16 protein-coding genes and 2 pseudogenes are annotated in these 23,621 nt (G+C 67.7%); 7 read left to right on the top strand and 11 right to left on the bottom strand.

All coding sequences use genetic code 11. The annotated features are described in order from the left end of the window. Positions 1–136 precede the first annotated feature (136 nt). The 5 genes from ACFY1J_RS32480 to ACFY1J_RS32500 all read right to left on the bottom strand — a co-directional run bounded on the left by ACFY1J_RS32480 (position 137) and on the right by ACFY1J_RS32500 (position 3,711). Positions 137–628: a DUF5959 family protein gene (locus tag ACFY1J_RS32480; RefSeq protein WP_390710062.1), complete on the bottom strand. Its 492-nt coding sequence runs from the start codon at positions 626–628 to the stop codon at positions 137–139. Between the two features lie 81 nt (positions 629–709). Next, the gene (locus tag ACFY1J_RS32485) at positions 710–1,006 is read right to left on the bottom strand and encodes a hypothetical protein (RefSeq protein ID WP_390710063.1); all 297 of its coding nucleotides are present in this window, start codon (positions 1,004–1,006) and stop codon (positions 710–712) included. Between the two features lie 144 nt (positions 1,007–1,150). After that, on the bottom strand, positions 1,151–2,089 hold the full coding sequence (locus ACFY1J_RS32490; RefSeq protein ID WP_390710064.1) for a L,D-transpeptidase: 939 nt from the start codon (positions 2,087–2,089) through the stop codon (positions 1,151–1,153). A 165-nt stretch (positions 2,090–2,254) separates the two neighbouring features. Beyond that, positions 2,255–2,683 (bottom strand): hypothetical protein, encoded by a 429-nt coding sequence (locus ACFY1J_RS32495; protein WP_390710065.1) that lies wholly within the window; start codon positions 2,681–2,683, stop codon positions 2,255–2,257. A 164-nt stretch (positions 2,684–2,847) separates the two neighbouring features. Continuing rightward, positions 2,848–3,711: a hypothetical protein gene (locus tag ACFY1J_RS32500; protein WP_390710066.1), complete on the bottom strand. Its 864-nt coding sequence runs from the start codon at positions 3,709–3,711 to the stop codon at positions 2,848–2,850. A 240-nt stretch (positions 3,712–3,951) separates the two neighbouring features. On the opposite strand from ACFY1J_RS32500, the gene ACFY1J_RS32505 reads away from it, so the two are divergent. The 4 genes and pseudogenes from ACFY1J_RS32505 (at position 3,952) to ACFY1J_RS32520 (ending at position 6,594) form a co-directional block, all read left to right on the top strand. Next, positions 3,952–4,842: an SMI1/KNR4 family protein gene (locus tag ACFY1J_RS32505; RefSeq protein WP_390710067.1), complete on the top strand. Its 891-nt coding sequence runs from the start codon at positions 3,952–3,954 to the stop codon at positions 4,840–4,842. 269 nt (positions 4,843–5,111) lie between these two features. Continuing rightward, positions 5,112–5,519, top strand: a pseudogene (locus ACFY1J_RS32510) (transposase); the annotation flags it as partial. A gap of 43 nt (positions 5,520–5,562) precedes the next feature. Continuing rightward, complete coding sequence (locus ACFY1J_RS32515) at positions 5,563–5,718, top strand: transposase (RefSeq protein WP_390710281.1); 156 nt, start codon at positions 5,563–5,565, stop codon at positions 5,716–5,718. Positions 5,719–5,802: 84 nt separating this feature from the next. Further along, entirely contained in the window at positions 5,803–6,594 is a 792-nt protein-coding gene (locus ACFY1J_RS32520) for a class I SAM-dependent methyltransferase (RefSeq protein ID WP_390732473.1), read from the top strand. Positions 6,595–7,000: 406 nt separating this feature from the next. On the opposite strand, the gene ACFY1J_RS32525 is transcribed toward ACFY1J_RS32520, so the two are convergent. The 3 genes from ACFY1J_RS32525 to ACFY1J_RS32535 all read right to left on the bottom strand — a co-directional run bounded on the left by ACFY1J_RS32525 (position 7,001) and on the right by ACFY1J_RS32535 (position 8,675). After that, complete coding sequence (locus ACFY1J_RS32525; RefSeq protein WP_390710069.1) at positions 7,001–7,273, bottom strand: hypothetical protein; 273 nt, start codon at positions 7,271–7,273, stop codon at positions 7,001–7,003. A 51-nt stretch (positions 7,274–7,324) separates the two neighbouring features. After that, complete coding sequence (locus tag ACFY1J_RS32530) at positions 7,325–8,329, bottom strand: GlxA family transcriptional regulator (RefSeq protein ID WP_390710070.1); 1,005 nt, start codon at positions 8,327–8,329, stop codon at positions 7,325–7,327. Between the two features lie 172 nt (positions 8,330–8,501). After that, positions 8,502–8,675, bottom strand: coding sequence for a hypothetical protein (locus ACFY1J_RS32535; RefSeq protein WP_390710292.1), 174 nt, complete (start codon positions 8,673–8,675; stop codon positions 8,502–8,504). 18 nt (positions 8,676–8,693) lie between these two features. Here ACFY1J_RS32535 and ACFY1J_RS32540 point away from each other — a divergent pair, with 18 nt between their 5' ends. Beyond that, positions 8,694–9,419 (top strand): proline dehydrogenase family protein, encoded by a 726-nt coding sequence (locus tag ACFY1J_RS32540; RefSeq protein ID WP_390710282.1) that lies wholly within the window; start codon positions 8,694–8,696, stop codon positions 9,417–9,419. 711 nt (positions 9,420–10,130) lie between these two features. Here the strand turns inward: ACFY1J_RS32540 and ACFY1J_RS32545 are convergent. The 3 genes and pseudogenes from ACFY1J_RS32545 to ACFY1J_RS32555 form a co-directional block, all read right to left on the bottom strand. Next, positions 10,131–10,628 (bottom strand): annotated as a pseudogene (locus tag ACFY1J_RS32545) (RHS repeat-associated core domain-containing protein); the annotation flags it as partial. Positions 10,629–10,690: 62 nt separating this feature from the next. Then, a complete protein-coding gene (locus ACFY1J_RS32550) occupies positions 10,691–11,098 on the bottom strand; it encodes a hypothetical protein (RefSeq protein WP_390710071.1) in 408 nt (135 codons plus the stop codon). 106 nt (positions 11,099–11,204) lie between these two features. Beyond that, the gene (locus ACFY1J_RS32555) at positions 11,205–18,863 is read right to left on the bottom strand and encodes a DNRLRE domain-containing protein (RefSeq protein ID WP_390710283.1); all 7,659 of its coding nucleotides are present in this window, start codon (positions 18,861–18,863) and stop codon (positions 11,205–11,207) included. 1,367 nt (positions 18,864–20,230) lie between these two features. Here ACFY1J_RS32555 and ACFY1J_RS32560 point away from each other — a divergent pair. Both ACFY1J_RS32560 and ACFY1J_RS32565 read left to right on the top strand, forming a co-directional pair. Then, positions 20,231–20,695, top strand: coding sequence for a hypothetical protein (locus ACFY1J_RS32560; protein ID WP_390710072.1), 465 nt, complete (start codon positions 20,231–20,233; stop codon positions 20,693–20,695). A 179-nt stretch (positions 20,696–20,874) separates the two neighbouring features. Beyond that, positions 20,875–23,490, top strand: a complete 2,616-nt coding sequence (locus ACFY1J_RS32565; RefSeq protein ID WP_390710073.1) for an N-acetylmuramoyl-L-alanine amidase — start codon at positions 20,875–20,877, stop codon at positions 23,488–23,490. Positions 23,491–23,621 lie beyond the last annotated feature (131 nt).

The following is a 23,621-nucleotide window of genomic DNA, read 5'->3' on the forward strand; positions in this document are numbered from 1 at the left end:
CTCACGCCAGTCGAGTTCGAGCAACAGCTGATCTCATCACGTACGCTGTCGCTCGTCGCATGAAACCGGGTGTCCACTCCCGAGGTTGAGCCTCAGACCTCGGATTCCTGGACGGCACGCAGATGCATGTGGAAACTCACCGCTCACCCCTCACCTGTCGGCTTCGGCGGCTGGGACTCCATTCGTAGGTCATGGGGCCCGTCTCCACGACTTCGCTGGGCCAGGCCTGCCGGACCTGCTCAAGGCGCAGGTGATGCTCATCGACCCAGTTCTGCCCCGGTCGGATCCGCAGCATCGTGGTGAGGCGCTCGGGATCGTGGACGGTCACGGCCAAGGAGCGGTCCTCGAGCATGTGCAGAACGAGTTCCAGCCCGCGGTCACGGCCGATCCTCACGTCCTTCCCGGGCGCGAGGCCGGTCAAGTCGCGCTGCCAGGCGTCGAGGTCGCGCTGGAATATGTAGACATCCAGGCGGGCGTCGACGAAGCTCGCCGATACGAGCACGTCGGCCCGGAGGGTGTCGTGACCGGGCAGCACCCCGGGCCTGGAGCGCCCGGTGACGCGCACGACGCAACGGTTCCCGTCCGCGTCCTCCAGGTGGACGAGGTCCACCTCGCCTGGTTCCGTCACTGCCGGCCTCGCTCTCTCGTGATGGGCTTGCACAGTCAACATCACGGCACTGACAACACGTTGCCGCGTTTGCGCCGGCCATCACAGGTAGAGCTGTCGCTTGCAGTCCCGGCAGTGCGTGCCGCACTCGCGCTTCTCGATCTGCCGGTGCTCGCATGTCCGGGCCCCGGCCGACCCGTCCTGCCGTAGCACCGCGTAGTCGCCGAAGTTGCGCCGGTAGCGCAGGTGCCGGGTCTCCTGTGTGTGCTTGCGCTGCCATTCCTCGACGGGCCCGGGGTGACCGTGCGTGCCGGACCTCGCGCCGCAGTCCGTTTCGTCGCCGGAGACACACAGAGCCTCGTATTCGGGCTCTGTCGTCGGGTCCTGTTCGATGGGCACTCCGGCCACTCCTGGACGTCGTCGAGGAACGGCCAGCCGCCCACCGAGTTCCGCGCCGGCCGGTCCAGCGGCTCGGTCCCGACCTCGATCGCGTGGGCGGCCGGTACCGCGCGCCTATCCGTCACACCGGGTTCGATCATCCGCTCAGCCGATGGCGATGCGCGGGTGGGTGCCGGGCCGGATCCAGGCCATGATCTGGTCCATCGTGGCGCGCGGCACGGACACACAACCGGCGGTCGCGCCGTTCCCGTTCACATGCAGGAAGATGCCGGCGCCGCGACCGGGTGTGGCGGGCCACCGGTTGAAGTTGATGACGAGCGCCTTGGCGTACTGGGTCGGGTAGTTGATCAGATGCTCACTGCCCCGGTCACCGGCCTCGGTGAGCGGAAAGTCGGCGCCCGCCGCACTGTGCATCGAGTTGTAGAACTTGGACTGGGGGTCCTCCACCCACCAGTCCGAGCTGTTGACGACGTGGTACGGCATGCTCGTCCCGCCCGCTTCGACACCGAAGCCCTCGGTGATGGAGTACGTCCCGGAGGGCGTGGTGTACGTCCCCTGCCGCCGTGTCGCCCCGTTCGTGACGCCGTTGGAGCCGACCCGGCCCGCACTGGTGCTGAACTGGGCCTTCCAGCCCGAGGCCCCCTTGGCCCAGGCGGTGACGGTGGCGTACGAGCCGCTCGCCTTCACGGTGATGAGCTGGGTGGCGTCACCCGGGGAGGCGGGAACGGGGAAGTTCGGGGTGGCGTAGGCGGCGGGCGGGGCGGTGGTGGCCCGCGGAGTGCCGGCCGTACCCGGGGCCGTACTCGGCGAGGCGGAGGCGTTGACCTTGGCCTTGGCCTTGCCCTTCGCCGAGGCGGAGGCTGAGAAGGAGGCGGAAACCGAGGCAGACGCGGAGGCGGACACCTTGGACGCGCCGGAGGCTGCGGACGTCTCGACGGCAACGTTCTCGGCCGCGTCGGCGGAATCCGCCCCTGGGCCGTCGCCTCCTCCACTCCCACAGGCCGACGCCATCAGCAGGACGCCGGCGACGGCCGGCGCGGCGACGAAGCACGTACGAGCACGGGAACGCGAAGAGGGCAGCACGAAGAGACCCTTCGATGGGCAGCGGAAAGCAGAGGCACGGCCGAGAAATGGCGGCCGACCGGAACGAGGGCTGGTTATACAGCAGCGGTAAGCGTCGGGACGACTGGGGCGACAAATCGGACTCTGCGCGCAAACCGCCCGTCCGGCCGCTGGAGTGCCCGCCGGTCAGCCGACTTCGCGGCGCGGCCGCCCGTGCAGGGTCAGCCAGAAGGTCTGCAACGAGTCCTCCGGACCGCCCACCTCGAAACGGTTGAGCACCCTGCCCAGCGGGTTCCACACCCGACCGTCCGGCATGCGCACGCCCACCGGCTGCCCGAAGTAGGCGCGCTGCCCGGCGTCGAAGTCCACCCACACCGCCCCCGCGCGGCGCACGAGCACCTCACCGACGTACGCCCCCAGCCCGAACAGCGCGTCCCGTGCCCGCTCCCGGTCGGCGCCGCCCTTGCGCAGCCCGTCGATCAGGAAGTCCACGACCCTCAGGCTGCGCTCGGAGTAGTCCAGCGGCAGCCGGGTGCGCGCGGTGGCACGGGCGACGAAGGCAGCCGCGCACGCACGCATCTCGCCCGGGCACGGTCGCGTGTCCACTCCACCCATGACAACGTTCCCCCTTCGCTCGGATCAGGGGGAGCAGAACCTCGTTCCCCCGTTCACCAAGCGGAATCTGACTGACCAACATCACAGGCCACGGGAGTGTCAATCGCCACATGGGAACTCACACCGGATGTACAACCTTCTTACCCTGTGGTGCGTCGCACAGGTCACTTCACACCGGACGGCAAGGCCAAGTGCCCGCTGAACACGCCACGGTTGTCGGCCCGCACCTCCTGACTCACGGTTATGTCCCCACCCTGGAACGGCACATGAAACGCGAACGCGTACCGATGTGCCGCAACCCGATACCCATGCACCGCATCCCCCAGATCCCAGGTCTCGGTGAAGCTCTTGAGCATGACCTGACCGTCGGTCGCCGTGACGCCCGCCTTGCGCAACTGCGCCAGGGCGGGCTCCACTTCGCGTACGGCCCGCCGGAGCGCAGGACGGCTGCGGGCAGCGGACAACCGCCATCCGGACGCACTCACCCGAAGTCGTACGCCCGCCCCTGTACGACTCACCGTCGCACTCTTCGCGTACGCGGCGAACGCGTCCAGCTCGGCCAAGGGGTCCTCGACGTCATCGGCGATGTCGGGCTCGGAGAGCGCCCCCTTCTTCCATCCCTCGGCACCCTCCTTGACGTAACCCGTGCCGCCGACGACATACACCACCTCGGGCTTGCGCTCCCCCTTGCTGGTGGTGATCGTGCCGGTCTGCTGGAGCGCGACGGGGGCGGTGGTCCGGTGCACGGTCGCGGCGTACGTCGCCCCGGACGGCGCCTGCCCCTGCATGACGGCGGACTCGCTGCCGCGCAGGGCGAACGTCCACCCCTCCTCGGCGCCCATGGCCTGCCGGGCCCGGGAGACGAACTGCGCGGCGGTCCTCGGCGGCGGGACGGGCTTGGGCGTGGGGTGTGCCGTACGCGTCGAGTCGGGCCGCGCTGCCCCGGGCTTCCCGGAAGCATGCCGCTCTGCCGACGTCCCCTTGCCGTCGCTCGTCGAACATCCGGACGACACTGCCACGGCAACCACGGCCGACACGAGACCGAGGGCGCGGAGCCAGCTCGGACGGAGAGGTCTTCCGGTTCCGGACAACATGACGTACCTCTTCGAAAGGGATGGGCAGTTCGATGGCGGCCTGGTTATACAACAGCCGTCGAGGCGGCCGCGAACGATGGGACGAAGCAAGCCGAAAGCGGAGTTTCGTGGTCGCACCGAAGCGGTGGCCCGCACTTCGGCCCGCTGTCGGTGGCCCGTGTTTGAATCCCGGCCATGGATGTTCAGGAACTGCTGGCGGAGGTGGCAGCACTCGTGTGGCCGGACTTCGGCGACCTGAGGTGTGCGGAGCCCGCTCATCCGGCGGGACATGTGTGCCTGCCGGTCTCGGACACCGCGGACGTGGACGACCTCGTGGCGACGCTCGACACCCGGTACGGGTCTCCTCGCACGGAAGGCAGCGGGCAGGCGTGGTTGCCCTGCGCCGAACAGATCGACTGGGAGTTCGTCTGGCCGTTCGGCGGACGATGGATCGCCTTCGGTCACCTTCACGAGGACGACGCCCGGCCGGTGCTGGCCGTCGCCGAACGGACCACCGCGAGCCCGGACCGACTGCCGCCGGAGGCATCCTGGCTGGACCGACTCGTGGCCGTCACGGGGTGGACATCCGCACGCACGTATCCGGTCGACTGGACGGCGGTCGAGTCCCAGCTGGGAACACCCCTGCCGGCCGACTACAAGACGCTGGTCGAAACCTTCGGCGAGGGCCAGTTCGACGGCTTCCTCGACGTCTACCTTCCCCCGGACCTCATCCGCTCCGTCCCGTACGGCGCGCGACCGGGCCCGCAGCCATGGGAGCCGCAGTCATGGGAGCCGGATTCGCCCCTCCCGGCGGCGGGCGGCCTGCTGCGCTGGGCCAGCAACGAGCATGAGCAGGCGTTCTACTGGATCATCGACGGCCCCGACCCCGACCGATGGCCCGTCTACGCCACGAATGACGACGGGGAGGCAGACAGCCGCTTCGACTGCACGGCCACGGAGTTCCTGTTCCACTACCTGACCGACCGCCGGCATCCCTTCTCCATTCCCGTCGAGTTCGCGGCCCACTGGTTCCTGAGCTATGACGACAGCAGCGAGCCCGGCTCCCGCCCCTACGTCAAGGCCTGATCGTCCGAGCTGATCACAGGGCCGTCGCCGTTCGGCGGCCCTCCCCCGCCCGCACGGTACGGAAGTAGCGGCGTGGGTAGCGGCGTACGCAGGGCCCCCTTGCACGGCATAAAGACGGGCGCGGCCAGAGCCGCGGGTACGGCACAGGCCAATAGCACCGCCGGCCAGGCGAACACCCCTACCAGGAGCGAGGTGGGAACACTGGCGCACAGGGCCGCCATCGCGACCGCGACGACACGCGCCGACCGGGAGGCCGGACCGTTGCGGCGATCCGCCGGGTCCTGCCGCAGGCCACCCTGGTCGTGGACCACTTCCACCTGGTGCAGCCGGCGAACCAGACCCTCGCCGAGGTCCGCCGCCGGATCACCGTGACCCACCGCGGCCGGCGCGGCCGCAAGGGCAACCGCGAGTGGGAACTGCGCAACCGGCTCACCCGCTCCGCCGCCCGGATGCGCGGCGAGCAGGTCGACGCTCTCCTCGACGAGCTGTCCAACCTGCCCAGGGTGATCGGCGCGCCGATCACCGCTGCGTGGAACGCCAAGGAAGACCTCCTGGACCTGCTTGCCACCGCCCGGACCCGCCCGGACCGGGAACAGGTCCGCGATCTGCTGTACCGGTTCTACCGCCGATGCGCCGACGCCGACCTTCCCGAACTGCAGCGCCTAGCCACAACGGTCGAGACATGGGGGGCCAGAGATCCTTGCGTTCCTGCACACTGGGATCACCAACGCCGGCTCCGAAGGCACCAACCGGGTCATCAAGACCATCGCCCGCGACGCCTACGGCTTCCGCAACCCCGGCAACCAGCGCTTACGCACCCGCTGCGCGACCACCCGTCGAGCCCGTGGACACCTCGATGCCCGCGAATTTCGTTGAGCCCGCACCCTGCAATCGTGTTGGCTAGCGGCACCGAACTGTCAGTACCGCAGGTGTCCGCTTGGCTGTAGCAGGGAGTTAAACGTGCAGGACATTGTTGTCGACCCCGTTGCCCACAATCGGGCAGCCTGGGACAAGTGTGTCCAAGAGGGCAACGAGTGGTCGAGGCCGGTGAGTGCTGAGGATGTCGAGCGCGCCCGCATGGGCGACTGGTCGATTGTTCTCATCGGGCGTGAGCCAGTCGACCGCTCCTGGCTGCCGACGGACCTGACCGGCAAGGACGTGTTGTGCCTGGCCTCCGGCGGTGGCCAGCAGGGTCCGATCCTCGCCGCCGCAGGGGCGCGGGTCACCGTATTCGACAACTCACCCCGCCAGCTCGGCCAGGACCAGATGGTGGCGGCGCGCGACGGACTCGAGCTGCGCACCGTCCTGGGCGACATGCGCGACCTCAGCGCCTTCGGCGACGCAACATTCGACGTGGTATTCCATCCGGTCTCTAACGTATTCGTACCAGACTTGGCACCGGTGTGGCGTGAGTGCTTCCGCATCCTGCGACCGGGCGGAACTCTGCTCGTGGGCTTCCTCAACCCTGATGTGTACTTGTTCGACCACGAGGCGCTCGACGAGCGCGGCGAGCTGATCGTCGTGCACAAGCTGCCCTACAGCGATGTCACGCAGTACTCCGCCGAGGAACGCGCCACGAAGTTCGGCGCGGATGCCCCTCTTGAATACAGCCACACCCTCACCGACCAGATCGGCGGGCAACTCGCCGCGGGGTTCGTCATCACCGGCTTCGCGGAAGCGCCGCACCAATCCAACGCATCCGCTCAATACATGTCGAACTATTTTGCGACGCTGGCGGTCAAGCCGGGCTGACCCAGCCGTGGGGCCGGCCGAGACGGCCGTGTCTCCGAATGGAGAGAGGTTCCTGAGCTGACGAATCGCAAGGAGAACATGACTGAGGGCCTGCCATTGGCCGGCAGGCCGTCAGGTTGACCGTTCGGGTCGGTTGCCCCGCATCTCAAGCAACTCCGCCGCCCCGAAGTGCTCGACCAGCAGCAGGCGGAAGCGTTCGGTCAGCGACGGATCGACGACCCCACCCGCTGCGGGGCTCCCGCACACCCCAACCTGTGTCACGGAGAAGAGAGTCCACCCACATAAAGTCTCCGTGTGAACGACAGCTGCCCGGCTGGGTGGTGCGAAAGAACGTCATCGACAGCCCTCATGGGCAACACCACCGCTGGAACTCCAACCGAAGGAGCCGACGGCCGGCCTAGAAGGCTTACGCCTCGCGACCAGGCGACGAGCAGAGCATCAGAGGTGTCTCCGCCAACTGGCCCGTGTTTGTGGCAAGTTCTTGCCACTCGCCGCGCACGTCCCGTGTCCGGTTGAGCAGCCGGTCCGCGAGCCCGAACTGCACGTCCTGATTCCGGTCCGCGAGCCGTTCCGTCGCCACCTCGGTCAGGTACGGGTCCACGTCCATGGCGGTGACGTGCTTGTCCGGGTCTTCGATCTTGAGCGGTGCGCAACGTCTGGGCCACTGACGTGCAGTCACGGTGAGTGACGGGCTTGCCGACCTGGTTCCGTTCTCAAGACCGGACAGCGATCAGTCAGTACTGCGCGGCCCTTGTGGAACTGTGAGGGGCGCGGATCGTCGGCTGGTGGGCAGGGCTCTGAACGCCCGCCGGTACGCCTGGGGCGTCGTGCCGAGGTGTCGGGCGAAGTGGTGGCGGAGGTTGTCGACGGTGCCGAAGCCCGTGCGGTGGGCGATCGCGGTTACTGGGTCGTCTGTGGTCTCCAGGTGGTGCTGCGCGAGCAGGACTCGCTGTCCGGTCAGCCATTGCAGTGGTGTGGTCCCGGTTTCCTGCCGGAAGCGTCGGGCGAAGGTCCGTGGGGAGAGGTGGGCACGGTAGGCCATTGCGTCGACGGTCAGGTCCTGGTCGAGGTTGGCTTCCACCCAGGCCAGGACAGGGGCGAGGGACCCGGTCCCCTCCCGGGGGAGGGGGCGTTGGCGGTACTGGTGCTGGCCGCCGTCACGGTGTGGGGGTGTGACCATGCGGCGGGCGATTGCGTTGGCGACGGCGCTGCCGTGCTCCTTGCGGATGAGGTGGAGGCAGGTGTCGACGCCGGCGGCGGTGCCGGCGCCGGTGATGACCGGGTCCTCGTCGACGTAGAGCACGTCCGACTCGACCCGGGCACGCGGGTGGCGGCGGGCGAGTTCGTCGGTGTAGCGCCAGTGCGTGGTACAGCGTCGCTCGTTGAGCAGCCCGGCCTCGCCCAGGAGGAAGGCCCCGGTGCAGATGCTCAGGACCCGAGCGCCCCGCTGCACAGCGGCCCGCAGTTCCTCGGTCAGGTGGTCCGGCTGGCGCACGTGCGGGTCGTAGGCGGGGACGCAGATGAGGTCCGCCGAGGCCAGCCGCTCCAGGCCGTGCCGGGCCCGCACCTCGAAGCCGTGGCGGGTCGGCACGCTGTCGCCGGTGGCCGAGACAAGAGCGAAGTCGTACACGGGCAGCGCGTCGTCGCTGCGGTCGATCCCGAAGACCTCGCAGAACACGCCCAGCTCGAATGCGTGGGCACCCTGGAGGGCTAGGACGGCGACGTCGTGAAGCATCGGTTCCCGATCCCCTCTTACGACAGTGGCAGGAATTTCAGCTTACCTGTCGTTTCTGCCACTCTCGGGTGGGAGCACCGGTCTGGAAGGCTCGCAGGCGTTCATCCATCCCGCGAACAGCTAGGCACAGCGCATGACCACGCAGATCCCCGCCACCAACGCCGTCCTCTCGTCACAGGCTGCCCAAGTCCTGCGTGGGCTCGCGCTCGACGAGGAGCTGAAGTGGCGTGTCCCAGGTGACCCGGTCCTGGGCCCTCTGGCCGGCAAAGTTGCGCGGCGGTACGTGGCCGGTGAAACCCTGCCCGACGCCCTGGACCGGGCGCAGCAGGTCCTGGCCGTCGGCCACCGCGTGAACGTCGAGTACATGGGCGAGAGCTGCCGCGACCCGCGGCGAGCCACGGAAGAGACCGACACGTTCCTCTCTGCGGCCCGGCTACTGCCACCCGGGTGCTCGATCTCCCTGGACTTGTCCCACATCGGCTTGGCCGTCGATGCGGAGCTTGCCCTTGCCAACGCCTCCCGCATCGCCCAGGCCACCGCCGACACCGGGCGGGAGATGGTGATCTCGGCTGAAGGCTCCGACCGTACCGGCGAGGTGCTTGCCCTGCACCGCAAGCTGTGCGAGCGGTTCGATCATGTGGGCATCACTGTCCAGGCACGCCTATATCGCACGGCAGACGACCTGCCGGAGCTGCTTTCCCGTCCCGGCCGCATCCGCCTGGTCAAGGGCGCCTTCCTCGAACCTGAGGCCATCGCCCACCGGCGCGAGGCCCCGGCCCTGACCGCCGCCTATCTTGCGTACGCGCAACAGTTGGCCGATTCGGGCCATCTGTGCTCCTTCGCCACCCACGACTGGGATCTGATCAACCGCGTTGACCAGCTCCTCGGAGGGAAGGGTCACGATTCCGATCCTTGGGAGTTCGAGACCCTCCTCGGCCTCGGGCCCGACCGCCTCCAGGCCATGGCCGAGCGCGGCCACCCCACCCGGGAGTACATCGTCTTCGGCACGGAATGGTGGCTCTACGTCTGCAACCGCATCGCCGAAGACCCCCAGCGCCTGCTCCAAGCCCTGGTCGACGCGGCCGCATGACCAGACCGCCCGATCCGGGCCCACGTCAACACGCCTCAGCACACTGCCCTGCGAAGCACCAGCGGCCCGGAAGCCAGAGCCGGTCCACCGCAACGACCGATCGAGGCCCATACCCGGACGCCACCCTTTGGGAGAAGCAGCCCAAGCACCCGGAGTGCTCATCGGCCAGATTGTGGTGCTTCCCACAATTTTTGTCGCATTGTTCGGGTCTTTCAGGTTTCCGTCTTTGTCGGTGTAGTTGATGTCCGCCTCGCTGAGGCACGCAATCGCGCCCTGAGCACGCCCCTGGGAGTCGAGCGGCATGTAATAGATCATGCTCGACCGGCTCTTCGCGCAGTCCTCCTTGGTGAACGGCACCCGAGCGTCGCCGGGTTGCCACTCCTTGACGGAGTCCGGCTTGAGGAGGAGCCCCTCGCTGTAGTCCGGCTTGTCACCGGGGTCGGACTCGTATCCGTTTTGGGCGGTCGGAGTGTCCCAGCCCAGTTCCTCCAGGAATACCCAGGCCGCCAGGCCGTATCCGCCCGCCTTGCTGAGCAGGCTGGAACCACTGCCGGCGACGGTCTCGGCTCCCTCGGCGATCCCTTCCGCCGCCCCTTCGACAGCACTCTCAGCGGTGTCGATGGCGGTGTCAATGAATCCGCCGATGTCGAAGTGACCGTCGACCTCGACGTTGCTGCTGGGGTTGCCGCTGCCGAACGCGTACCGGTTGCCGGTGAACGGGGCGGCTCCGAGGCCCATGTCGGCCAGGGCGCCGTTGTACATGTCCCGGGAGGTGAAGCGGTTCAGACCCGGGTTGTAGTTGCGGAAGCCCATGTCGTACGTGCCGGACTGGGCGTCCCAGCGCTTGGCGTTGAACCGGTAAGGGCTGTATGCCTCCTTCGTCGGATCGGCCGTGTCCGGCTTGTCGATGCCGGTGAACTCGGAGGAATCGTCGTCGCCGTAGGCGGTGTAGCCGTACGTGGACTTGGTGTCGCCGTCCTTGTCCGTGAGGGTTTCGACGTCGGAGTGGCTGTTGTAGGCGTAGTAGCCGTCCTCCGTCGTGCCGTCGCTGTTGTGCTTGACCTGCGACAGGCGTTCGCCCCAGGGGCTGTACTGGTAGGACTTGGTGAGCGTGCCGGCGACCTTCTCGTCCAGGACCTCATTGGACAGGCCCAGGTACCGGTAGCAGTGGGAGTGGAGGAGCTGGCGAAGAATGGGAGGCCCGGCCAGAGCTGTCCACCGTGCAGCTCGCCCCGGTCACCCCAGAAGCACCCGTCCGCCGGGGCCACCCCCTACACGGGCAACCAGGCCGGCCACACCAGGGGTGTGCCGCCGGATTCGCACACGCTGTCGGGGTGGCCGGGTGAGACGTACCAGACCGCCAGCACCGGCCAGAGCAGTACCACAACGGCGAGCACCGTCAGCGCGAGGGGCTTCAGCAGGCCCCGGCGACCGGTGAGCTTGCGCATGAGGGCCCACAGCAGTGTCGAGGCGAACGCCATGCCGGTCGACACGGCCACCAGCAGCACCAACTGGTAGGGGTTATTGGCGCCGATGTCGCAGTTCACCCAGGTACTGAAAAGCAGCAGCGCGGTCACGTACCCGGTCACCAGGAAGAGGGCGATACCGAGCAGCCAGGCGCCTGCGCTGTAGGGCACGGCCTTCTTCTCGGGGACGCCCCGTACTTCATCCGTTCTCATGTGCGGCCTTCCACCAGAAGAGGTGCCGTGGAGGCAGCCGGAACAGAGCCGGCTGCCTCCACGGCGAGGGATGGTACATCGGGCTCAGGAAGCCCAACGGTGCTGGTTACACCCAGCCCCCAGGGACCTTGTCCCAGGTGGGTGGCGGCGGGGCCAACGAGTAGATCTTGTCGGTTCCCTGGAGCTGCCCGAACATGTTGAGCAGCTCGGAGTGGAACTGCTCCTGGGTGAGGTCGGCACCGTACTTGTGCCACAGTTTGATGCCGAACTGCACCGTCGCCTTGTCACCGTCGTCGGACCTTCCGACGTACGGGATGTGCTCGGCTCCCGGAATGTTCTTGCCGCCCGGCAGGCTGGGCGCCGCCGCGGTCTCCAGCAGGTCGTCGTCGAGACCGGCCGCCGCTCCCACATAGCCGTAGTGCACGTTCGACCACACGTCGTGGTAGACCTCAGCGCTCATCCCGGTGATCTTGCCGGTGTAGCAACAGACATCGTTCTCCTTGTGGACAGCGAAGTTCTTCAGGAGGAAGTTCTTGTGGTCCCAGGGACCGTTCTCGTGGACCTGGTCGAACCAGAGCTTGATGGACAGGCTGGGGCGGCAGTCAAGCTCGTACTGGATGGGATTCCAGGTGTCGCAGGAGCTGGTGTAGTGCTTGATCTCCTTGAACGCGTCCGATTTCAGATTTCCCTTCATCTCGGCGAACATGAAGTCCTCGACAGCCTGATAGGACTTCGCGGGGCTCTGCCGCTCCTCCGCCTTGATCATCGGAGTCTCGCGGTAGGTGCCCCCGCACATCCCGGTGACGTCGCAGCTGGTGTGTCCGTCCAGTTCGACGAAGCTGGTGGGGTTGCCACCGCCGAACGCGTATCGGTTGCCGGTGTACGGGTCGGCACCGAGCCCCATGTCGGCGAGTGCGCCGTTGTACATGTCCCGGGAGGTGAAGCGGTTCAGGCCCGGGTTGTAGTCGCGGAAGCCCATGTCGTAGGTGCCGGACTGGGCGTCCCAGCGCTTGGCGTTGAACCGGTACGGGTTGTATGCCTCCTTGGTCGGGTCGACGGTGTCGGGCTTGTCGATGCCGGTGAACTCGGAGGTGTCGTCGGAGCCGTAGGCGGTGTAGCCGTACGTCGCCTTCGTGTCACCGTTGTTGTCCGTGAGGGTCTCGACGTCGGTGTGGCCGTTGTAGCCGTAGTAGCCGTCCTCCGTCGTGCCGTCGCTGTTGTGCTTGACCTGCGACAGGCGTTCGCCCCAGGGGCTGTACTGGTAGGACTTGGTGAGCGTGCCGGCGACCTTCTCGTCCAGGACCTCGTTCGAGAGGCCCAGGTACTCGAAGTTCGTCGTCTTGCCGGCTGCCGTCTTCGACGCGGTGCGATCCAGCGGGTCGAAGGTGTAGGTCGTCGACTTCATCGCGCCCATGTCGTCCATCTTCTGGGACTCGATGACGTGGTCGAAGCCGTCGTACACGCTCCGCTCGATGACCTGACTGCCCGAGGTGACCGACTCCTCGCGGCCGAACGGGTCGTAGTTGTAGTTCGCTGTTGAACTGCCGATGGTGGCATTCAACAGCCGGTTGCGGTCGTAGTTGTAGTTGGTGGTGACGTTCTTGACCGTCTGGCTGATGACGTTGGCGTTGTTGTCGTGGACGTACGTCTCCGTCCCGGCGCCGTTGCCGGTCTTCACGGACTGCTTGAGGCGGTCGGCGGGGTCGTAGGTGTAGTCCGTGGTGGAGTCGAGGTACGCCGCGTGGTTGTCGGCGTTCATCTTCCTGGCCACGTCCTGCGACTTGTTGCCGTTGGGGTCGTAGGCGTAGGTGTGCGTGGAGACGAGGGTGCCGTTGGGCTTCTTCTCCGTCGTCGACTTGAGTGCCGCGTCCAGGTAGTACGTGTAGTCGACCGTGTTGCCGTTGGCCTTCGTCTCCTGGAGCTTGGCGCCTCGGTCGGTGTACGTGTACGACGCCACCTTGGGTGAGGCGTCTGTGGCCGTCTTGCCGACCGAGACCGTCTTCACCAGGTCACGCAGGTCGTACGTGTACTTGGAGAACTGGTCCGGGTGCGTGATCGTGTCCGACAGGCCGTTCGCGTCGTACGTGTACGACGTGGCCTTCTTCTCCACCCCGGCCAGCAACTCGCTCACCTTCTGGACCTGGTTGAGGCCCGTATAGGTGATCGCGTACGAGTCGATCTTCGCCGTCGACGAGGTGTCGTCGATCTGGGTCAGGTTGCCGTTGAGGTCGTAGGAGTAGGCGAAGTTGTCCTTCTCCGTGTCGGCCGGGTCGCCGGTGGTGTCACGGACGAGCTTCACGCCGTCCGCCACGACCGTGCCGGCGCTGTTCTGGAACAGCTGCAGCTTCGCCGCGTTGCCCTGCTTGAAGGCGAAGGAGCCGAGTGAGACCCAGGTGCCCTGGTTCGCGGTGGCGTTCTGGTCGATCGTCTTGTCGGCCGTCCCGCCGTCGTAGGTCACCGTGTACTTGGCCGTCGTCGCGGCGCCCGTCACCTTCGGGAACTTCACGTACGCGGCGTACGTGCCGTCCTTGGGGATGTTGAGCGTCCACGTGTAGGCATCCGTGCCGGTGCCGGCCGCGTGGGTCTCGTGGTTGTAGCCCTGCTGACCGGTGATGTCTCCCTTGGTCCAGGTGCCGGTCTTGGAGGTGTTCTGGGTGTCGGAGTTGTCGACCAGGACGACCGACTTGCCCGCCGGGACACCGTCGTCCGCGCGGGACTTCAGCGAGCCGTCGGGGTAGTACGACCATGTCATCGTGCGGTCCGAGGAGCCGCCCGCCGAGGTCAGGGTCCTCTTGGTCTGCTTACCCAGCTCGTTGTAGTCGTAGGTCGTGGCGATGTCCCACGGGTCCGTGGACGACCTCACCCAGCCGTTGTCGAAGTAGCCGTAGGTGGTGTCGTTGCGGACCGTCTCGCCGTCCGACGGCGGCAGGGAGGTCTTGGCGACCCGGCCCACCTTGTCGTACGTCGTCTCCGTGTAGACATTCGGGTCGTTGTAACGGGAGTCCGCCGGGTCGTACGGCTGGTACTGCTTGGCCGGACGGTTCAGCTCGTCGTACGACGTGCGGACCGTGAAGGCGTCGGTGGAACCGGCCGCCGTCGCGCGCGGGGTGAGCACCTTGGTGGTGTTGCCGACCTGGTCGTACTCGTACTTCGTCGACCGTGTCGTGGTGCCCTCGTGCGGGACCTTAACCTCGGTCTGCTTTGCGCGCTCATCGTAGGTGATGAGCGTGGTGTTGTTCTCGGCGTCCGTGGCCGAGGTGACCAGGCCGTCCTTGTCGTAGCCCTTCTTGGTGGTCTTGCCGGCCGCGTCCGTGACGACCGTGACCCGGTGGTCCAGGTCGTAGTCGGTCTTGGTGGTGTAGTCGGTCGTGTCGGCCGTCGCGTTCTTCTTCGGGTCGATGACCTTGGTGACGTTGCCGACGTTGTCGTACTCGTACGAGACCTTGTCGGTGTTCGCGTTGACCACGGACGTGAGCTGGTAGATCTCGTCGTAGTTGTTCGTCGTGACGTAGTCGGTCGAATCCGTCGTCGTCGCCGTGCCCTTGGGCTCGGTCGTCGTCTTCAGGTTGCCGGCCTTGTCATATGTGTACGTCGAGGTGCGCGGAGCGGTCTGGTTGTTCGCTGGCGCCGTCGCCGAGGTGACCTGGTCCGCGTTGTCGTACACCGCTGTCGAGACCGCGCCGTTGGGTGCCGTCGACTTGGTGACGTTGTTGTTCTCGTCGTACACCGGCGCCGGCGTGGTGATGACGACACCGGTTTCCTTCGGCACCGTGTTGACCAGCGGACGCCCGTACGTGTCGTACGTCTGTGTGGTCACCTTGTTGTTGGCGTCGGTGACCTGGGTGACCTGGCCGCGGTCGTCGTAGACGAACTTCGTCACGTTCGACTTCGCGTCAGTGATCGTGTCCGGGTAACCGGTCGACCCGAAACCGCTGTACGTCGTCGGGTTGCCGTTGGCATCGGTCGCCTTGATCAGCTCACCGTAGGCGTCGTAGTCGTACTTCGTGGTGTAGTCGTCCGGCACCGTCGTGGTCGCGACACCCTTGGGGTCCGTGACCGTCTTCAGGTTGCCGAACGAGTCATAGCCGAACTGCCAGGCCCGTCCCTCCGGCGACGTCTTGCGGAACAGGTCCGCCGAGAAGCCGTCCGCGCGCGTCTGGTACTCGTACTTCGCCGCGTTCGCCGGCCACTTGGTGGTGTCCGAGACGCAGGTGGTCGTCTGGTCCGGTACGCCCGCCTTGTTGTTCTCCGCGTCGCGCTGCCAGAGCGGGTAGCCCGTCTTCTGGTCGTAGCAGTAGGCGGTCTTGGCGCCGTTGTCCTCCTCCAGGTACGTGACGTTGTTGTCGGCGTCCCAGCTCATCTTGGTGTTCTGGGACTTGGCGTTGGTCGTCTGGACCGGGCGGCCGAAGTCGTCCGTCACGTACTTCGTGGCGTGCGTCTCGGCGTCCGTGACCGTGGTGTCCGTGAACTTGGTGTTCGCGGTGTCGGCCACATAGGCGAAGCCGGTGTCGCCGTTCAGGCGGTCGGTGACGGTCTTCGTCCACCAGTGGTACTTCGGGTCGTCACCCGCCTTCGGCTCGTAGTACGCCAGCTTGGTGTCGTGGCCGCGCGGGTCCGTGGCCGTCACCAGCTTGACGTTCTTGTTGCCCTGGAGGGCGTCGTAGGTGAACTTGAAGTTCTTCGGCTGGCTGGAGCCGTCACCGTCGGTGAACTGACCGAGCAGGCCCTCCACCGTGTAGAAGAAGGAGACCTTGCGGCCCGAGATGTCCGTCATGGACTTCACGTGGTCGTAGATGTCCGGGTCGGTCAGGCTGGTGCCGGTGACCTTGGCGCCCGTGCCGTCGATGTAGTCGTACGACGCGTCGCCCTTCTTGTAGTAGTCGAGCGTCAGGGACTGCCGGCCCGCCGGGTCGGTGATGTAGGCGAGGAACTTCGCCGCCTTGCCCTGGGTCTTGTGCTGCTCGTAGGTGTACGTCTGGGTGTTGCCGTTCTTGTCGACGACAGACGTCAGATAGCCGTCACAGCCGAAGTAGAACCGCGTGCCGTCCGGACGCAGCAGCGTCCACGCGTCCGGCACCGGGTCCTTGTCCGGGGTGCAGTCCAGGCCCGCCTTGGCCGTGATGCGGTAGTGGACGCCCGCGGGGGCCTTCCAGCTGCCGTCGGCCTGCTTGGTGAAGACGTGTGTGGTGCCGTCACCGTCGGGCAGACGGATCTCCGTCGCGTTCTGAACCGGGTTCGGGTGGAAGTCCAGTGCCGCGCCGAGCCGGATGGGCCCGCCGACCTGGGCCGACCAGCCCGCGCCCGCGCCACCTGTCGTGTTGTCGGTGTCCAGCGAGTTGTACGCGAACCGCGCGAACGTCGTCAGGCCGCGGCCCGGGTTGCTGAACGCGTTGTACGACCACACGGTGTTGCCGTAGGCGAGGTTGTTCATCACCGTCGAGCCGGCGCCCGTGTTCTTGCCGGTGTAGCTGTAGAACTTCTCCAGGCCCAGCGCGTTGGAGGTGGGGTCCTCCACCGCCACGTTCTGCTTCAGCGGCGGAATGCCACCGGTGCCGGCCGACAGCCAGCTGCCGTCGGAGACCTTCTTGACGTCCCAGCCGAGTACGTACTTGGTGCGCTTGCTGCCCGAGTCCGAGTTGATCGGCGTCTTGACCTGCGCCTGGATCGTCGTCGACTGGCCCGGGGACAGCGGCGGGATCGCCGTGGACAGCTGGTTGCCGCCCGTGGTCGCGTCCGTGCCGTCGGGGAGCTGCCAGGTGTACGACAGGACCCGCTCACCGCTCGCCCACGCGCTCGACGTGGTGTTGGTGACCGTGAAGTCCACCGTGTACGTCGAGTTCGGGGTCATACGGGCCGGGGTCTGCGGCGCGTAGTACGTGTCGTCCGTCGTGGAGTCGACGTAGATCACGCGCAGCAGCGGGCCGATCTGCTGGTCGGCGGTCTCCGAGGCCAGGAACATGGTCTGCTCCTGCGGGCCCGTGGCGGTCTCGTCCTTCAGCTTGATCAGGGCGCCGTGGTTGGAGGACGGGGTGCGGGTCCAGCCCTGGGTGAGGGAGGTCGCGTCCCACCAGTGACGGCCGACGTCGGAGACCGTGCCGACCGTGTCGGAGACGGTCCCCGAGTAGTCACCGCCCGCCGTCGTCCACGCCGTGGTCGAGTTCGCGTTGTTCCAGGTGGCCTGCGTCTCGGTGAAGTCCTTGTTCAGGCCGTGGAGTTCGTAGATCGCACCGTTGGTCTTGGTGGTGGTCTCCGCGCCCCACAGGAACAGGCGGGACTCCAGCACCGTGGCGGTGGTGGGGATCGCACTGGTCGGGAACTTCATGACCGCGCGGGTCTTCTCGGTGGTGTTCGTGGGCGTGTTGTTGCCCACGCTCAGCCACTTCTGGCCCACACCGTCCCGGCTGATGGTGTCCAGGTTGGTGGTCGGTGTCGCGGAGGACAGGGTGGTGTCCGTGACGCCGGCCGCGGTGCCCTGGACGAGGCGCATGGTGCGGCCCGCCTTGGGGACGCCCACGATGCGCGTGGGGGAGCCGAGGAGCTGGCCGCCCTTCGTCTTCACCGCGAGCTGGTAGTAGTACGACCGCCCGATCTCCACCGAGGAGGAGTCCGGCGTCGGAGTCGCGGTGGTGTCCGTGTACGCCGTCGCCGACTTGTCGATCGGGGCGACGAGCGTGGCCGCGGACGGGGTGAACGCCTGCTGCGTGGAGCGGTGCAGCTGGTACTCGACGATGTCGTTGTTCGGGTCACCGGTGGTGTTCGAGTACGCCTTCCAGGACAGCTCCGGGCCCGTGGAGTGGACGACCGTCGGCGAGTTGAGGGTGGTGCCGACCTTGCCGTACGTGACAGTCAGCCGCGGGATCGTGGACGTCTCGCCGCCGTAGTCGCCGTCGCCGGCCTCGTAGCGCGGGCCGCCCATCGGGCCGGTCGCCGACTCGTCGGCGGCCTTGAGGATGAACCCGTTGTTGACCGAGGTGCCGTCCAGCCACTGCTGCACGGTGTCGGTCACCGGGAACTTGTGCCACTGGCTGTACTCGCCGATGTCCTTGTTGATCATCGCCGGGTTGGTGAAGCGGACCGCGTCCGCGATCACGGCCGTGGTCGCGGAGGCCGGGCCGTCGCCCAGGACGACCTTGCCCGCCGTACCGGCCGCGAAGTCGATCTGCGCGCCGCCCGCCAGCGGGGCCCAGACACCGTTCGTGCCGGACTGCTGGTTCACCGTGTAGGTGGTGGTGCCGGTCTTGGACGTCACCGAGTACGGGGCGTTGGTGGCCCGGTCGGTGGCCGCGACGTAGTGCGCGTCCACCTGGTAGGTGCCCGCGTCCTTGATGTTCGGCTGCCAGGTGTAGGTGTCCCCGGCGACCGTGTCCTTGTTGTAGCGGTAGTCGCCGCCGATGCCGTACTGCGCGAGCGAGGACGTCGTCGCCGGCCACGAGCCGGTGGCCGCCGTGGTGCCCGGGTCGCCGTCGTCCACCGTGTAGCTGGTGCCGGACAGCTCACCGACGTACGAACTGGTGTTGTTCCAGTTCGCCGTCGTCTCGTCCCAGGTTCCCGTGGCCCGGTGCACCTCGACCGGCACCTTCGTGCCGCCGCCGTCGTGCGCGTTGTCGAAGTACATCTCCAGACGCGCCGAGTCGACCTGCGTGCCCGAGGGGATCTCGCTCAGCGGGAACTTGATCAGGGAGCGGGCCGTGCCGGTGGCCGTGCGGCCCACCGACAGCTTCCAGGAGGTGTTGTAGTTCGTCGTCGGCGCCTCCTGCAGGACCATCGTGTCCTGCGAGTCCGACGGCGACGGCGCGATCGTGATCGTCGGGTCGATCACCACCGGGTACTGGCGGTCCTTCGAGGCCAGCCACTTCGCGTCCGGGGTCACTGTCAGCTTCCAGGACCTGCCGTCCTTCGTGAGCTTCTGCCTGACCCTCGTGCTGTAGGTCTTGCCGAAGACGGACTTGTCCGCCTTCTTCGCGTCCGTCATGTACGGCGCCGGGATGACCATCGCCGGGGTGTTCGGCAGTGCGCCGTACAGCGCGATCGAACCGTCCTTACGGGCCCGCGGGACAAGCCCGTCGGTGTCCAGCGTGAACGTGAACTTCACCGGACCGGCGGGGCGTTCGGCCAGGGTGATGTTCTCCTTCACCCGGCCGGGACCGACGCCGTATTCCAGGTCCGCGCCGTGCGCGGCGTCCTTGTACGTGACCGTCGACCCCTTGGCCACCGGCTTCAGCCTGCCGCCCGCGCCCTCGAGGCCCAGGGTGACCGTACGGCCGTCCGGCGACCGGAAGCGCACCAGCTTGTCCGTGTCCGAACCGAACCAGCTCCGGCCCTCGTTCGTCGTGTTGGCGAACTCGAAACCCTTGGCGTCCGTCGCGTGGACCGCCGTGTCGATCGGCTTCCAGGCCGCGTGCCTGCCGTCGCCGGAGCGGTACGACGTCGGCACGGCCGACAGTTCCGCCTGGACACGGCCGTCGGAGAGCTGCCAGAACCGCGCCGTCGCGGTCCGCTTGCCCTTCAGCTCCTTGACCCGCCTGGCCTTCGGGGCCTTCTTGCCCCTCGGCAGCTTCTGCCGGTCGGCCATGTCCAGTTCGTCGTGGGACGGCGGCTTGTCGAGGTGGTGGTCGTCGTCTGCGAACCAGCCCTTGACGGTGTCGACGATGCCCTTGTCGTGGCCGCCCGATCCGGAATCGGACTCGGGTACGGCATAGGCGATCTGCGGCAGCGCGGTACTCGCCACCGCCGACACGACAAGGCAGGAGATCAATCTCCCATATCGGACTTTCACGTCCTGTGCCCTTTCTTTGGTGGCGCACCCGCGTTTTCACCGACGCCCTTGTGCGCGCGTGCGCCAGGGCGAATGCGGGCACGCCGAACTTCCGGTCCGGAGAATTCCGGCCGGAGACTGTGTCGAGCCGTGCCACGCGGAAGTGCGCCGGTCAGGCGCCTTCGACCACTCCTCTCTGTGATCTTCCTGTGTGGCGAGCGGAGTTCTAATCACTCAGATGACGTGCTGTCAATTGCTAAGGCAAAACGGATAGTTGACCCCACGTCGGGGCGGATCCCGGGATTTCCCTCCGCCGATTCGCCCGTTTCTTCCGCGCACTGGAAAGCGGTTCGCCGAATGAGCTATAAACCGCGCCCATGGCATCAACCGATACGGAATCGACGAGGGACTGGCGCTCTCTCACCGTCGCCGGGATCCTGGTCGCCGCCTGCGGCGGGCTCGTGCTGTACGGCGTGCTCGACACGGCGGACAAGCCGGCCGGGCCGCATGTCCCGACCGCCGCCGTGACGTACGAGGTGACCGGCGACGGCACCGCCGACATCGCCTACCAGGGCCGCAGCGAGGCCGGGGCGGCCATCGTCGACCGTGCCGTCGCGCTGCCGTGGAAGAAGACCGTGGAGGTGCCGCTCGGGCGGTCGCCGCTGGTCTCGATCACGCTCGGTGAGAAGGGCGGACGGGCCAGCTGCTCGCTCGCCGTGCGCGGCAAGCACGTCCAGACCGCCTCCGCCTACGGGAAGTTCGGGCGCGCCACCTGTCAGGCCGAGGTCGGCTCACCGACGCCGCAGCAGGCGGCGGCCGCCGCGGTTCGGCCCCTCGGGTGACGTCTGGACCTTTCATTGCGCTTTACAAGTATCACCTGTGTGACAGGTGGTGTCATCGTGGTTCATTTCTAGGGGTGGGGTAGTTGAGTCCTCGCAGGACGCGTGCGTACAGACCGCTCAGTCTCAAGCGGAGGGCGTGGCTGACACTCGGAGCCGTCGTCCTGGGCGGCGCGGGAGCCGTGACCTATGCGATCGCGGATCCCGGCGCGCAGAGCGACGGCAAGGGCGCGGGCCGCAAGGCGGCCGTGCACACGGTCAAGTTGGAGAGCCGGGGCGCCGGCCGCAAGGGCCTGGGGCAGCAGCGCACCGACCGGTTCAGCGCGCTGCTGCTGACCTGGGACGACGCCCACGTGAACGCCAAGGGCAGGCCCGAGGTGCGCACCCGGGACATCGAGACGGGCAAGTGGTCCGCGTGGCAGCGGCTGGTGGACGATCCGTTCCAGGCCGACGGAGTGGAGGCACAGCGGGCCGCCGGTGCCGTGCGTGGCGGTACGGCCTCGCTGTGGACCGGTGACTCCGACGGCGTCCAGGTGCGCCTGGTGAACGCCGACGGCACCGAGGCGGGCGGCCAGCCGGCCGGCATGGACGTCAGACTGCTCGACCCGGGCACCGACCCGAAGGGCACCACGGAGCCCGCGGCGTTCGCGGAGGAGACCACCGCCCCGGCGACGGACTCCCCGGTACCGACGGACTCCCCGCTGCCGACGGACTCCCCGGCCGGGACCGTCACGCCGAGCGACCCGCCGGTCCCGACGGACCCGCCGTCCGGCTCACCGTCCGACTCGCCTTCGGCCTCCGTGTCCGACTCGGCCTCCGCATCCGCCTCGCCGTCCCCGTCCCCGTCCAGCACGGTCCCGGCCCCGCGCCCCTCCACGGTCGCGAAGCCGCCGATCATCACGCAGGCGGAGTGGGGCGCCTCCACCGCCTACAACGGCACACCCGAGTACGGCGCCGAGATCAAGGCCGCCGTGATCCACCACACGGGCATGGACAGCGACAACAAGCTGTCCTGCGCCGAGTCCCGCGGCCGTATGCGGACCATCCAGCAGGAGCACTTCGCCCGCGGCTACTTCGACGTCGGCTACAACTTCGTCGTCGACCGCTGCGGCCAGATCTTCGAGGGCCGCAGCGGCGGCGCGGACCTGCCGGTGATCGGCGCGCACGACATCGGGTTCAACACCAACACGGTCGGCATCTCGTACATCGGCAACTACATGAGCGCGCAGCCGTCCAGGGCCGCGCTCGACTCGATCGCCCGCATCGTGGCCTGGAAGTTCGGGATGTACGGCGTCGACCCGACCGGCAAGGTGACGCTGACCTCCGGCAGCGCCGCGGGCGTCGACGGCAACAAGGTCGCGAAGGGCACGTCCATCACGCTGCCGCGCGTCTTCGGCCACCGGGACACCAACGCCACGGCCTGCCCCGGCGACAACCTCTACAAGAAGCTCCCCCTGATCGCCACGCTGGCCAGGACGCCGGGTGTCTCGCACGCCCTGCGCACCTCGGACTACAACCGGGACGGCATCGCCGACCTGGTCGCCGGCACCCCCAAGGCGAACTCGGTGACCGTCGTGCCGGGCGGTGTCGACGGGCCGGTCAAGGCATCGAAGGTGACGCTCACCCAGAACAGCCCCGGTGTCCCCGGCTCCTCCGAGAGCGGCGACGCCTTCGGCACCTCGACCTCCTGGGGCGACGTCAACGGCGACGGCTACGCCGACCTCGCGATCGGCGCGCCCGGCGAGGACGACACCAGCGGCAACGCGGACCGGGGCACGGTGACGGTGCTGTACGGGCCGGGTCTCAACTCCGGCTTCTCGTACACCACGTCGGGTGTCACGGCGGCGGGCGCCAAGCTCGGCTCCACGGTCGCGGTCGGCGACTTCAACGGCGACGGCAAGGCGGACGTGTTCTCGGCCGGCACCGGCAAGGGCGGCAACTGGAACGTCCGGCTGACCGGTGGCGCCACCACCGCCGGCACCCTGACCACCGCCACGGGTTCGGTGGCCTACCTGGACGCCGCGACCGGCGACTTCAACCGGGACGGCTACGGCGACGTGGCCCTCAACTACCGTGACGCGGGCGGCATCGGGCGCGTGGTCCGGTTCGCCGGCTCGGCGACGGGTCTGACCAAGGCGGGGGTCATCTCCGTCAAGGGCGGCCGGTCGATCGCGGCCGGAGACGTCAACGGCAACGGCTACGACGACATCGTCATCGGCCAGCCGGTCGCGAGCGAGTCCGGCGGCAAGGCGGGCGGCCAGGTCACGATGGTCCCGGGCACGTCGACGGGCTTCACGACCACCGGCATGACCGTGATCCACCAGGACACGACGGGCGTCCCGGAGACGGACGAGTCCGGTGACGCCTTCGGCACCGCCGTCTCGGTCGGCGACTTCAACGGCGACGGCTACCAGGACACGCTCGTGGGCGCCCCCGGCGAGGACCTCACCCGCTCGGCCGTGAAGTACTCCAACGCGGGAGCGACCTTCCTGGTCAAGGGCAGCGCCTCCGGTCTCACCGGCACCGGCGCGGTCCTCGTCTCGCAGGACACCACGGGGGTCCCGGACAGCACCGAGACCGACGACCGGTTCGGCTCGTCGGTGTCCCTGACGGACCTGTCCGGGTACGGGCGCGCCGATCTGACGTTCGGTGTGGAGGGCGAGAACGCCGGTGACGGCATCCTGATGTACCTGCCGAGCAACAGCACGGGCCTCGGCTACAGCCAGACCCTCGTCCTCAGCAGGTCGGCACTGGGCACACCGGCGGGGGCCCGGCTGGGCCAGACGATGACGCCGTAACCCTGTTCAGCAGTCGGCCGGGGTCCCGCTCAGCGGGGCCCCGGCCTTCGGTTTTTCCGAGCCGTGCGCATTCTGTTTTTCCGAGCCGTGTGCATTCGGCTCGTTTGAGCCGTGTGCATTCGGCTCGTTCG

The organism is Streptomyces sp. NPDC001406 (assembly GCF_042895285.1).
GTDB lineage: Bacteria > Actinomycetota > Actinomycetes > Streptomycetales > Streptomycetaceae > Streptomyces.

What these genes read in the sequence shown, in the direction of transcription:
- ACFY1J_RS32540 (WP_390710282.1), top strand. Translation starts at nt 8,694, where the DNA reads ATGGGCGAGAGCTGCCGCGACCCGCGGCGAGCCACGGAAGAGACCGAC.
- ACFY1J_RS32505 (WP_390710067.1), top strand. Translation starts at nt 3,952, where the DNA reads ATGGATGTTCAGGAACTGCTGGCGGAGGTGGCAGCACTCGTGTGGCCG.
- ACFY1J_RS32560 (WP_390710072.1), top strand. Translation starts at nt 20,231, where the DNA reads ATGGCATCAACCGATACGGAATCGACGAGGGACTGGCGCTCTCTCACC.
- ACFY1J_RS32495 (WP_390710065.1), bottom strand. Translation starts at nt 2,683, where the DNA reads ATGGGTGGAGTGGACACGCGACCGTGCCCGGGCGAGATGCGTGCGTGC.
- ACFY1J_RS32530 (WP_390710070.1), bottom strand. Translation starts at nt 8,329, where the DNA reads ATGCTTCACGACGTCGCCGTCCTAGCCCTCCAGGGTGCCCACGCATTC.
- ACFY1J_RS32550 (WP_390710071.1), bottom strand. Translation starts at nt 11,098, where the DNA reads ATGAGAACGGATGAAGTACGGGGCGTCCCCGAGAAGAAGGCCGTGCCC.
- ACFY1J_RS32555 (WP_390710283.1), bottom strand. Translation starts at nt 18,863, where the DNA reads ATGGTCCTGCAGGAGGCGCCGACGACGAACTACAACACCTCCTGGAAG.